Source organism: Pseudoxanthomonas sp. P4_B2, assembly GCF_056402315.1.
This window is the reverse complement of sequence record NZ_JBFUHQ010000002.1, coordinates 515370-527283: the sequence shown is the minus strand read 5'-3', so window position 1 is coordinate 527283 and position 11914 is coordinate 515370. Positions and strand designations below refer to the sequence as shown.

The 11914-nt window shown below is 64.4% G+C and carries 7 protein-coding genes and 1 pseudogene; 5 read left to right on the top strand and 3 right to left on the bottom strand.

What is annotated here, in order from left to right:
• Positions 1 to 66: 66 nt before the first annotated feature.
• Complete coding sequence (locus AC1DTQ_RS06880; RefSeq protein WP_477848772.1) at positions 67 to 2529, top strand: DEAD/DEAH box helicase; 2463 nt, start codon at positions 67 to 69, stop codon at positions 2527 to 2529.
• Between the two features lie 258 nt (positions 2530 to 2787).
• Positions 2788 to 3711: pseudogene (locus AC1DTQ_RS06875) on the top strand (ribonuclease H-like domain-containing protein); the annotation flags it as partial.
• Positions 3712 to 3939: 228 nt separating this feature from the next.
• On the opposite strand, the gene AC1DTQ_RS06870 reads toward AC1DTQ_RS06875, so the two are convergent.
• The 3 genes from AC1DTQ_RS06870 to AC1DTQ_RS06860 all read right to left on the bottom strand — a co-directional run bounded on the left by AC1DTQ_RS06870 (position 3940) and on the right by AC1DTQ_RS06860 (position 6370).
• The gene (locus AC1DTQ_RS06870) at positions 3940 to 4935 is read right to left on the bottom strand and encodes an SDR family oxidoreductase (RefSeq protein ID WP_477848771.1); all 996 of its coding nucleotides are present in this window, start codon (positions 4933 to 4935) and stop codon (positions 3940 to 3942) included.
• A 14-nt stretch (positions 4936 to 4949) separates the two neighbouring features.
• Positions 4950 to 5183, bottom strand: a complete 234-nt coding sequence (locus AC1DTQ_RS06865) for a hypothetical protein (RefSeq protein ID WP_477848770.1) — start codon at positions 5181 to 5183, stop codon at positions 4950 to 4952.
• Positions 5184 to 5257: 74 nt separating this feature from the next.
• Complete coding sequence (locus AC1DTQ_RS06860) at positions 5258 to 6370, bottom strand: DNA topoisomerase IB (RefSeq protein WP_477848769.1); 1113 nt, start codon at positions 6368 to 6370, stop codon at positions 5258 to 5260.
• An 86-nt stretch (positions 6371 to 6456) separates the two neighbouring features.
• Between AC1DTQ_RS06860 and AC1DTQ_RS06855 the strand changes: the two genes are divergently transcribed.
• The 3 genes from AC1DTQ_RS06855 to gltB all read left to right on the top strand — a co-directional run bounded on the left by AC1DTQ_RS06855 (position 6457) and on the right by gltB (position 11867).
• Positions 6457 to 6816, top strand: a complete 360-nt coding sequence (locus AC1DTQ_RS06855) for an I78 family peptidase inhibitor (RefSeq protein WP_477848768.1) — start codon at positions 6457 to 6459, stop codon at positions 6814 to 6816.
• 37 nt (positions 6817 to 6853) lie between these two features.
• On the top strand, positions 6854 to 7177 hold the full coding sequence (locus AC1DTQ_RS06850; protein ID WP_477848767.1) for an I78 family peptidase inhibitor: 324 nt from the start codon (positions 6854 to 6856) through the stop codon (positions 7175 to 7177).
• 202 nt (positions 7178 to 7379) lie between these two features.
• Entirely contained in the window at positions 7380 to 11867 is a 4488-nt protein-coding gene (gene gltB / locus AC1DTQ_RS06845) for a glutamate synthase large subunit (RefSeq protein ID WP_477848766.1), read from the top strand.
• The last annotated feature ends 47 nt before the right edge of the window (positions 11868 to 11914 follow it).

Genomic DNA, 11914 nt, shown 5'->3' with positions numbered 1-11914 from the left:
GCCGCAGTCTCACTAAGTGAGAAAGCGACGCGGTGAACTGATGATCCTTTCCTAGCAGTCATCGCCATGCCGCCGGCCCAGGCCCTCGCCAAACGTACCGAAGACGACGAACGCCGCCTTTCCACTCTCTCCGATGGGCAACTGAGCCGCGACGGCAGCTTATTGACGGAGCGACTTTCAAAGCGTTACGCCGACCGCATCACTGGCAACTTCATGATTCCGGGGCGCGAAGGACGGTATGCGCCCCTTCCCGATGACGTGCCGGAAGCGCTGAAGGCTGCGTTGCGAGCCCGCGGTATCGAGCAGCTGTACAGCCATCAAGCCGAAGCGTGGACTGCGGCGCAGGCGGGCGAACATGTGGCCATCGTCACCCCGACCGCCTCCGGCAAGTCGCTGTGCTACACGCTGCCGGTAGTGGCTGCAGCGATGACCGGCAACGCCAAGGCCTTGTACCTGTTCCCGACCAAGGCGCTGGCCCAGGACCAGGTGGCGGAACTGCTGGAATTGAATCGCGCCGGCGAGCTGGGAGTGAAGGCCTTCACCTTCGACGGCGACACCCCCGGCGATGCGCGCCAGGCGATCCGCCTGCACGGCGACATCGTGGTCAGCAACCCGGACATGCTGCACCAGGCCATCCTGCCGCACCACACCAAGTGGGCGCAGTTCTTCGAGAACCTGCGCTACGTGGTGATCGACGAAGTGCATACCTATCGCGGCGTGTTCGGCAGCCACGTCACCAACGTGCTGCGCCGGCTCAAACGCATCTGCGCGTTCTATGGCGTGCGACCGCAATTCATCCTGTGCTCGGCGACGATCGGCAACCCGCAGGCGCATTGCGAGGCGTTGATCGAGGATCGCGTGCATGCGATCACCGAATCGGGCGCGCCCACCGGCGACAAGCACGTGCTGCTGTGGAATCCGCCGGTGGTCAATGCCGACCTGGGCCTGCGCGCGTCGGCGCGTTCGCAGAGCAACCGCATCGCCCGCATCGCCATCAAATCTGGACTGAAGACGCTGGTGTTCGCGCAGACGCGGCTGATGGTGGAAGTGCTGACCAAGTATCTGAAGGATGTGTTCGACCACGACCCGCGCAAGCCCCCGCGCATCCGTGCGTATCGAGGAGGCTACCTGCCCACCGAACGCCGCGAAGCCGAACGCGCCATGCGCGACGGCCGCATCGACGGCATCATCGCCACCTCCGCGCTGGAACTGGGGGTGGATATCGGCAGCCTGGACGTGGTGGTGTTGAACGGCTATCCCGGCACGGTGGCGGCCACCTGGCAGCGCTTCGGCCGCGCCGGACGTCGCCAGCAGCCTTCGCTGGGCGTGCTGGTCGCCAGCTCGCAGCCGCTGGACCAGTACGTGGTGCGGCATCCGGATTTCTTCGCCGACGCGCCGCCGGAACACGCGCGCATCGCACCGGACCAGCCGCTGATCCTGTTCGACCATATCCGTTGCGGCTCTTTCGAACTGCCATTTCTGGTCGGTGAGGCGTTCGGCCCGATCGATCCTTCTGTGTACCTGGAAGCGCTGGCCGAAACCGAAGTGGTGCATCGCGAAGGCGAGCGCTGGGAATGGATCGCCGACAGCTATCCGGCGCAAGCGGTGAGTTTGCGTTCGGTGGCCGACGGCAACTTCGTGGTGGTGGACAAGACCGAGGGACGACAGACGATCTTGTGCGAGGTGGACTACTCCGCCGCTGCGCTGACTCTGTACGAAGGCGCGATCCACATGGTGCAGAGCACGCCCTACCAGGTGGAACGGCTGGACTGGGAAGGACGCAAGGCCTACGTCACCCGCACGCATGTGGATTACTACACCGACAGCATCGATTTCACCAAGCTCAAGGCACTGGAGCGGTTCGACGGATGCGAAGCCGGTGACGGCGACAGTATCCACGGCGAGGTACACGTGGTGCGGCGCGTGGCCGGCTACAAGAAGATCCGTTACTACACGCACGAGAACATCGGCTACGGGCCGGTGAATCTCCCGGACCAGGAGCTGCACACCACCGCGGTGTGGTGGCAACTGCCGCAGGCGGTCTTGTTCAAGGCATTTTCGTCCAAGCAGGATGCGTTGGATGGTTTCCTCGGCGCCGCCTATGCCCTGCACGTGGTGGCGACGGTGGCGGTGATGGCCGACGCGCGCGACCTACAGCAGTCGGTGGGCAATGGCGACGGAGCGTGGTTCGCCACCCAGGACGGCAAGGGCAATGGGCGCGCGCAGGACGATGACGGGAAAACAGTGCCGATGTTGGAAGGTTCATCGATCGAGGTGCAGCAGTTCGTACCTACCGTGTACCTGTACGACAACTTCCCCGGCGGCGTGGGCCTGAGCGAGCCGCTATGGCAGCGGCAGGCCGAACTGGTGCAGCGCGCGCGGGAGCTGGTGCAGCGCTGCGATTGCGTCGCCGGTTGCCCGGCCTGCGTGGGACCGGTATTGGCGACTAGCGAAGGCAAGCACTTGGCGACGCCGAAATCGCTGGCGCTGGAGGTGCTAGGACTATTGGGAAACCGCGAGCATGCGTGATGCCGGGAGGAGCGACATAAGTCGCGAAAGAAACTCGCGGGCGTGCGGATCGAACTACAAAGGGATTGGCGTTTCGCGACTTACGTCGCTCCTACGGACGACATGGCGGGCTTTTGCATGAGCGTTTCGCTGGAAAAGCTCAGAACTTTGAAGCGCGAGTCGGGTGCGGTCGCTTTTGCCCCCTCCCTTTGCGAAGCAAGGGGAGGGTTGGGGAGGGGTGCTGTTGGCGCAGAATCGTCCGGAGACTTTACGGCGGATGATGGGAAGAACAAAAGCAAGATCAAAAGCACCCCTCCTCGATCCTCCCCTGCGCTGCGCGCAAGGGAGGAGGCTGGTGTGCCGCTTGCGGACACTTCGCGTATCGCGGCGACACGCTCGACCTCCCAATCCATTGGCGCGCTGCGTAAGCTGCTTGGCCTGCGCGAAAAAACCCTCGCGCCGCCACGCCCGCGCAAATCCATCGACCGCGAAGTCCCCGGCGAGGAGATCTCCCCCGGCCTGCGCCTAATCGAAACCACCTTACCGATGCCCGCGCCGGACTACGCGCTGTCGCTGGCCTTCGCCAAACGCGAAGGCGAGTCGGTGAATCCACGCGACCTGCTGTTCTTCGACACCGAAACCACCGGTCTGGCCGGCGGCACCGGCACGCGCGCCTTCATGATCGGCGCCGCGGATTGGCATATCGACAGCCGGCACGGCGACGGATTGCGCGTGCGCCAGCTGCTGATGACCACGATGGCAGCCGAATCCGCGATGCTCGACGTGTTTACCGGCTGGCTGCAGGAAAAGAACACCGTGCTGTCCAGCTACAACGGCCGCTGCTACGACTCGCCGCTGTTGAAGACGCGCTACCGGCTGGCGCGCAAGGGCGATCCGATCACGCCGCTGGATCATGTGGACCTGCTGTTCCCCGCCCGGCGCCGATACCGCGGCACCTGGGAAAACTGCCGGCTGGCGACGATCGAGCGCGAGCTGCTGCGTATCGTGCGCGAGGACGATCTGCCCGGATCAGAGGCGCCTGCGGCCTGGCTCGGCTATCTGCGCGGAGGGTCGGCGCGCAATCTGCGTCGCGTGGCCGCGCACAACCACCAGGACGTGGTGACGCTGGCGCTGTTGATGCTGCGGCTGGTGGAAGTGGAGGCGGCTGGGGAGGAAACGACTCCCTTCGTCGAAGCGCCTTAGCTTCCCTTCTCCCTTTGTGGGAGAAGGTGCCCGAAGAGCCTGCCCCGTACTTGATACGGGGGCGGAAGAGGGGGTGAGCGGAGTTGAAGCAACCAAGTTTGAGTGGATTTTCAACAAGCAGCTGCGTTCGTTGCAATATCTCTTGTAGCTGAAAGTATCCGACTCCGCTCTGCCCTCTCCCGCCGCGCAAGCGCGTCGACCTCTCCCACAAGGGGAGAGGTGGTTATGTCACCCGCGCGGCCCACCCATCACCGGCAACACCACGCCGCTGATGTAGGACGCGGTCACCGGCGAAGCGAGGAACACGTAAGCCGGCGAGATTTCCTCCGGTTGCGCGGGTCTGCCCATGTCGCTGTCCTTGCCGAAATCGGCGACGTCTTCGGCAGGCTTGTCCGCGGGATTCAACGGCGTCCACACCGGGCCGGGCGCGACCGCGTTCACGCGAATGCCGCGTTCCAGCAGATTGCTTGCCAGCGACAAGGTGAAAGCGTGTATCGCGCCCTTAGTGGCCGAATAGTCCAACAGGTGCTTGCTGCCGAACAGGCCGGTTTCCGAACCGGAATTGATGATGCTGCCGCCGCTGGGCAGGTGCGGCAGCGCGGCGCGCGCCATGTGGAAGTAGCCGCCGATGTTGGTCTGCAAGGTCTGCTGCAGGTGTTCGTCGGTGAGTTCCTCCAGCTTTTCGGTGTGCAGCTGGAAAGCCGCGTTATTGACCAAGATGTCGAGGCGGCCGAACGCCTTGACCACTTTGTTAACCGCGGCCTCGCAGAACTTCGGGTCCTTGACGTCCCCGGCGATGACGATGCACTTGCCGCCTTCTGCCTCCACGTACTTCTTGGTCTCGCGCGCGTCCTTGTCCTCGTCCAGATGCAGCACGGCCACATCCGCGCCTTCGCGCGCGAACAACACCGCGACGGCACGGCCGATGCCGGAATCGCCGCCGGTCACGATGGCGGCCATGCCCTTGAGCTTGCCGCTGCCCTTGTAGTCAGGCGCCAGGAAACGCGGCGGCAGTTCCAGCTCATGCTCGTTGCCGGGCTTGCGCAGGTGCTGGGTGGGCATCGGGTTAGGCGATTGCCTGCGGGTGCCGGCCTGCACCGGCGCCTTGTCGTCCTTCGACTTCTTGGGCTTGTCGTCGCTGGCGTCCTTGGCGTCGACCTTGCGCTGGATCGACTGTTGCTTCTTCGCCACCTGCGCGGGCGCCGTTTTCTTTGCGGTTGCCATCTCCCTCTCCTCGATCAATTGCGGTCGTCGATTCCGGACACGCCGGACTTCTTCGCGCAGTGGGCACAGCAGAAGAACTTGCCGTCGCTCTCCGCACCATGGCCGATGATCATGCAACCGCAGTGTTCGCACTTGGGTGCGAATGCATGGATGGCGCATTCGAAGGAATCGAAGGTTCCTTTGCGGATGCCCTGGGTGAGAGTGAAAGCCTTGTCGTAATCGTTGCCGCAAACATCGCAGACCGCCATGGCGTTCTCCAGATAACGTTTGGAACGGCAGTTTCCGGTGCCGGCGCTTCACGCAGGGTGAAATCGCGGCGCTGTCATGTGGACCTTTTCTTAGCTTTCTTCCGTGTCGACGGTGGCTGCTGCGCGCGATGCGCTCGCGCCAGAAACTTCAAAGCGGCCCGCTCCCACTGCCGTTCGCCCCGCGATTCAGCAGTCGCACGCTGTAGGCCACCGTCGCGCCATCCCGCGAAAACGCACGGATCGATATAGGCCTTCCGACATACCGCCGGCGTATTGCCCAGCGCCTCGGCGACCGACTCAATCACCTCGTTCTGCAGTTGCTGAAGCTCGCGCTCGGCGGATTCGGCGGGCGGCACCGTCGCCGCCAGCCGCTGAACCGCAGCCAGCGTGCCGCCCCAGGTCCGGAAATCCTTGGCGGTGAAGCTTTCGCCCATCGCCAAACGTAGGTAGTCGTTGACCTCGCCCGAGTCCACCGGCTGCACCCTGCCCTCGTCGTCGCGATACTGGAACAGCGCCTGTCCCGGCAGCTGCTGCACGCCACGCACCAGCTTGACCAGGCGCCTGTCGTCGAGCACCACGTCATTGTCCTGCCCTCCTTTGCCCTTGAAGCGCAGGCGTACGCGGCCGTCGCGCACGAATTCGGCATGTCGGTTGCGCAGCGTGGTCAGACCGAAGGATTTGTTGTCGCGCGCATAGCCGGTGTTGCCCACCCGCATCAGGGTTTCGGCCATCACCGCGACGACGATCGCCAACACTTTTTCGCGCGGATAGCCGGCCAGCGCGAGATCCCGGCGAAGGGCGCGACGCAACTTCGGCAAGGCCCTACCGAAGGCCACGATGCGATCGAATTTTCCGTCGCCGCGTACCGCGCTCCATTGCGCGTGATAGCGGTACTGCTTGCGTTTGCGCGCATCGCGTCCAGTCGCCTGCAAGTGGCCGCGCGCATTGCGGCAGATCCATACGTCCGTGTAGGCCGGCGGAATTGCCAGCGCGCGGATGCGCTGCAAGGTCGTTTGGTCGCGCACCACTGAGCCGTCGGGCGCGCGATAGCTGAAGCCCTTGCCGGAGCGGCGGCGGCTGATGCCCGGTTCGCTGTCGCTGACGTAGACCAGGCCCGCATCGATCGCCTGCGCGGCGGCTTCGCTGGACCCGGCCGCGGAGGAGGCGTTGCGCTGAGAGGCCATCATGGGATCATGTCGCGGCCCGGTTAACGCCTTGCGAATGTGAGATGCGGGATGCTTGAATCAGCCCACCACCGTCGCCGGAGCCACGCATGTCCCGATTCCTCTTACCCGCCATCGCCTTGCTGACCCTGAGCGTCGCCGCTTGCACCTCCAAACCGGACGAACAGGAACAAGCCGTGGCCCAGTCCGAGGAACGTGCGGAAGCCGCCGCGCAACCAGCGCCGCCAACACCGCCGGCAGTTGCCACGGCTTGCGATGACTCACAGGCGCAATGGGCGGTCGGCAAGAAAGTAACCGACGCGGATGTGGAGCAGGCGCGCAAGGACAGTGGCGCCCAGACCGCGCGTACGCTCAAACCCAACCAGCCGGTGACGATGGAATTCAACGCCAACCGCCTTAACCTGGACCTGGACGAAACCGGCAAGGTGACCGCGATCCGCTGCGGCTGATATCCGCAGCCCGCTTCTTCACGGAGGAGGCATTCCCATGGCAAGGTCGATCATCATCGCTCTGAGTTTGATCCTGTCCTTTTCCGCCTGCGCGCAGATTCCCGCGCCGGCCGACGCAGCTCCACCGCCAACGCCGGTCGTCGACGCCCCCGTTCCGGCGCATTGCGATGCCGGCAAAGCTTCGGAGGCGGTCGGCCAACTGCCGACGCCGGAAACGCAGGAACGGGCACGAACCAATGCGGGGGCCGAGGTGGTGCGCGTGCTCCGGCACAACCAGCCCATTACCAAGGAATTCAGAGTGGGCCGGCTGAATTTGGTGCTGGACGCGGAAGGCAGGATCGCCAGCATCAACTGCAGTTGATTCGGGTCCGGCAACATCGAGAAAAACGGTTGCTGTTGTAACTAACCAGGCTGCATGACGTTCGTGTTGCGGCACCGCAGCATCTATGTTCTAGTCGGGTTTCCGGAGACATTCAGTAGCGCCGCTTTGCGCAGGGCGCGGTGTCGCCGTCACTTCAGCTGATCGGCGTGAGCCGGCCAGCACCGCATTGGTTGAGGCAAAGATGGTCCCCCGCAGTCGCCAGGCCCGCACTCAGCAAGGGCTCTACGATCCGAACGACGAACGCGATGCCTGCGGTTTCGGCATGGTCGCGCAGCTCGATGACCAGCCATCGCGTTCGCTGGTGGATACCGCTATTTCTGCGCTGTCGCGTATGACCCATCGCGGCGGCGTCGCCGCCGACGGCCTCACCGGCGACGGCTGCGGCCTGTTGATCCGCAAACCCGATGCGTTCCTGCGCGCACTGGCGAAAGAAGCCGGTATCTCCGTGGGCGAACGCTATGCCGCCGGCTTGGTGTTCCTGCCGCACGACACCGAACAGGCGACGCTCTGCCGGAACATTCTTGCGGAGGAATTCCAACGCGTCGGCGTCAAGTTGCAAGGCTGGCGCGTACTGCCTACCGACGATTCGGTATGCGGACAACTGGCCAAAGACACGCTGCCGCGTATCGAACAAGTCTTCGTCGATGCTGGCGAAAGCCAGAACGACGATGCCTTCGCCTTGGCTCTGTTCCTGGCGCGCCGCCGCGCCGAACAACGCCTGCGCGAGCCACTACAGGGCGAGAGCGCCGCCGATTTCTACGTAGTCACGCTGAGCCCGCACGCCATCGGCTACAAGGGCATGGTGCTGCCAGACAAGCTGTCCACCTTCTTCCCGGATCTGCAGCGCAACGATCTGGCCGCCAGTGCAGTCGTGTTCCACCAGCGCTTTTCCACCAACACCCTGCCGCGCTGGCCGTTGGCGCATCCGTTCCGCCTGCTGGCGCACAACGGCGAAATCAACACCATCGAAGGCAACCGCCGCTGGGCGCAGGCGCGCAGCAAGGTGTGGAAGACACCGCGTTTCGATATCGCCGAGTTCGATCCGGTCATCTCCATGCACGGCTCCGATTCGCAGAGTCTGGACAACATGCTGGAACTGATGATCGCCGGCGGCATGGATCTGCTGCAGGCGCTGCGCATTCTGGTTCCGCCGGCCACGCAGTCTTTGGAATTCAAGGACCCCGACCTCGCCGCGTTCTACGAGTTCTACGGTTTGAACAGCGAACCCTGGGACGGCCCCGCCGGCATCGTCGCGTGCGATGCGCGCTACGCGGCGTGCATGCTGGACCGCAACGGTTTGCGCCCGGCCCGCTGGCTGCTGACTTCCGACCGCCATTTCCTGGTCGCCTCCGAAGCCGGCGTGTGGGAACTGCCGGCCGAACGCATCACCCGCAAGGGCAAGCTGGGCCCGGGCGAGATGATGGCCATCGACCTCAAGCGCGGCGACCTGCTGGACAGCGAGGCGATCGATCGCATCAACCGCGGTCGCGCGCCTTACAAGCAGTGGCTGCAGCACGGCGTGACCTACCTGCAGACCGAACTCATCGATCCGTCGCTGGTCGAGGAACCGTTCGACGAGAAGACCCTGCGCAGTTATCACAAGCTGTTCCAGCTGACCAACGAGGAAGTGGAGTTCGTGTTGCGGCCGTTGGCCGAGACCGAGCAGGAAGCCACCGGCTCGATGGGCGACGATACGCCGATGGCGGTGCTGAGCCGGCAGACGCGTCCGCTGTACGACTATTTCCGCCAGGCCTTCGCCCAAGTCACCAACCCGCCGATCGATCCCTTGCGCGAAGACTGCGTGATGTCGCTGTCGACCCAGCTGGGCAAGGAGACCAACATCTTCCACGCGGGCCCGGAAACGGTGAACCACGTGATCCTCAACTCGCCGGTGCTCTCGCAGCGCAAATTGCGCCAGCTATTGAAGATGCAGCCGTACGACGAGAAGAACCGGCTGATCGATCTGTCGTATTCGCACGAGGAAGGCCTGAAGGCCGGCATCGAGCGCATCTGCGCAGAAGCCGAACAGGCGGCGCGCGACGGCATGGTCATGCTGCTGCTGACCGACCGCTATCCGGTCGCCGAGCGGCCGATGGCGCATGCCCTGCTCGCCACCGGGGCGGTGCATCACCACTTGGCGCGCGTAGGCCTGCGTTGCGACGTCAATCTGATCATCGAAACCGGCACCGCGCGCGACCCGCACCACATCGCCTGCCTGCTCGGCTTCGGCGCCACCGCGGTGTATCCGTATCTGGCTTATCAGACCCTGTTCGATCTGGGCCGCCGCGGCATCCTGCATCTGAAGAAAGGCGGCGAGCAGGCGCAGATCGGGCGCAGCTACCGCAAGGGCATCTACAAGGGTTTGTCGAAGATCATTTCCAAGATGGGCATCTGCAGCATCAGCAGCTACCGCGCCGCGCAGCTGTTCGAGATCGTGGGCCTGCAACCGGACGTGATCGACCTGTGTTTCCCGGACACCGCTTCGCGCGTCGGCGGCGTGGACCTGGCCCGACTGGACGTGGAAGCGCGCCAGTTGACCCGCAATGCGTGGAACGAGCTGCACAAGCAGGAGATCGGTGGCCTGCTCAAGTACGTGCACGGCGGCGAGTACCACATGTACAACCCGGACGTGGTGATGTCGCTGCAGCACGCCACCCGCACCGGCGAACCTGCGGACTGGCAGAAGTACACCGACTTCGTGCATGCGCGTCCGCCTTCTGCGTTGCGCGATCTGCTGCAATTGAAGAAAGCGGACACCCCCATGCCGCTCGAGGAAGTCGCCGAAGCCGGTGACCTGCTGCGCCGCTTCGACACCGCCGCGATCAGCCTGGGTGCGTTGTCGCCCGAAGCGCATGAAGCGCTGGCTATCGCCATGAACCGTCTGGGCGGGCGCAGCAACTCCGGCGAAGGCGGCGAAGATCCCGCCCGCTATGGCACCGAGAAGCGCAGCAAGATCAAGCAGGTGGCATCGGGCCGTTTCGGCGTGACCCCGGAATACCTGGTCAACGCCGAAGTGCTGCAGATCAAGGTGGCTCAGGGCGCCAAACCCGGCGAAGGCGGACAACTGCCCGGCCACAAGGTCAACGAAATGATCGCGCGGCTGCGTTACGCCAAGCCGGGCATCGGCCTGATCTCGCCGCCGCCGCACCACGACATCTATTCCATCGAGGATCTGGCGCAGCTGATCTTCGACCTGCGTCAGGTCAATCCGTCGGCACTGATCTCGGTGAAGCTGGTCTCGCACGCCGGTGTCGGCACCATCGCCGCCGGCGTGGTGAAGGCGGGCGCGGACCTGATCACCATCTCCGGTCATGACGGCGGCACCGGTGCCAGTCCGTTGAGTTCGATCCGTTACGCCGGCGTGCCGTGGGAACTGGGCGTGGCCGAATCGCACCAGGCGCTGGTCGCCAATCAGTTGCGCGACCGCACCGTGCTGCAGACCGACGGTGGCTTCAAGACCGGTCTGGACGTGGTCAAGGCGGCGCTGCTGGGCGCGGACAGTTTCGGTTTCGGCACCGCGCCGATGATCGTGCTGGGTTGCAAATATCTGCGCATCTGCCATCTGAACAATTGCGCCACCGGCGTGGCCACCCAGGACGAACACCTGCGCGCCAAGCATTTCACCGGCCTGCCGGAACGCGTGGAGAATTTCTTCCGCCTGCTCAGCGAGGAAGTGCGCCAGTGGCTGTCGTACCTAGGCGCGCGTTCGCTGGACGAGATCGTCGGCCGCACCGACCTGCTGCAGCAACTCAAGGTGTCGCCGAGGCCTGGCGTGCATGTCGATCTGTCGCGTCTGCTCAAGCACGTACACCAGGACACCGGCCATTGCGCCGCGCAACGCCTGTACGAATCGCCGGACAGCCTGGCCACGCAGCTCGATGGACTGATGGCCGGCCCCATCGCGAAGAAGAGCGGTGGTGAGCAGCGCTTCCTCATCCACAACACCGACCGTTCCATCGGCACTCGTCTGTCGGGAGCCATCGCTCGCGCGCACGGCAACCACGGCATGGACGACGCGCCCTTGCAGTTGCGTTTTCGCGGCACCGCCGGACAGAGCTTCGGCGCATTCAATGCCGGCGGCCTGTTGATGGAGCTGGAAGGCGAGGCCAACGACTACGTGGGCAAGGGTATGGCCGGCGGCCGTTTGGTCGTGCGTCCGCCGCGCGGCGCGCGTTTCGAAGCGCGCAACACGGCGATCCTCGGCAATACCTGCCTGTACGGCGCGACCGGCGGCGAGCTGTTCGCGGCCGGCCGCGCCGGCGAACGCTTCGCGGTGCGAAATTCCGGCGCGTTGGCGGTGATCGAAGGCGCCGGCGACCACTGCTGCGAGTACATGACCGACGGCATCGTCATGGTGCTGGGCCGGGTAGGCCTGAACTTCGGCGCCGGCTTTACCGGTGGCCTGGCCTACGTGCTGGACCTGGATCGCGATTTCGTCGACCGCTACAACCACGAACTGATCGACATCCATCGTATTTCGCCGGAAGGCTTCGAAAGCCACCGCCAGCACCTGCACACCCTGGTCACTCGCCACCGCGAACTGACCGGCAGCATCTGGGCGCAGCAGATCCTCGACGAATTCCGCGACTACGTGGGTAAATTCTGGCTGGTGAAGCCGAAGGCGGCGAGTTTGGAGTCGTTGACGGAGTCGTTGAGGCGGGCGGCGTGATGAGTATTTGTCCGTCCCAGTGCAGATTTCTAACGACGTCATCCCAG

What these genes read in the sequence shown, in the direction of transcription:
- AC1DTQ_RS06880 (WP_477848772.1), top strand. Translation starts at nt 67, where the DNA reads ATGCCGCCGGCCCAGGCCCTCGCCAAACGTACCGAAGACGACGAACGC.
- AC1DTQ_RS06870 (WP_477848771.1), bottom strand. Translation starts at nt 4,935, where the DNA reads ATGGCAACCGCAAAGAAAACGGCGCCCGCGCAGGTGGCGAAGAAGCAA.
- AC1DTQ_RS06850 (WP_477848767.1), top strand. Translation starts at nt 6,854, where the DNA reads ATGGCAAGGTCGATCATCATCGCTCTGAGTTTGATCCTGTCCTTTTCC.
- AC1DTQ_RS06860 (WP_477848769.1), bottom strand. Translation starts at nt 6,370, where the DNA reads ATGATGGCCTCTCAGCGCAACGCCTCCTCCGCGGCCGGGTCCAGCGAA.
- gltB (WP_477848766.1), top strand. Translation starts at nt 7,380, where the DNA reads ATGGTCCCCCGCAGTCGCCAGGCCCGCACTCAGCAAGGGCTCTACGAT.
- AC1DTQ_RS06855 (WP_477848768.1), top strand. Translation starts at nt 6,457, where the DNA reads ATGTCCCGATTCCTCTTACCCGCCATCGCCTTGCTGACCCTGAGCGTC.
- AC1DTQ_RS06865 (WP_477848770.1), bottom strand. Translation starts at nt 5,183, where the DNA reads ATGGCGGTCTGCGATGTTTGCGGCAACGATTACGACAAGGCTTTCACT.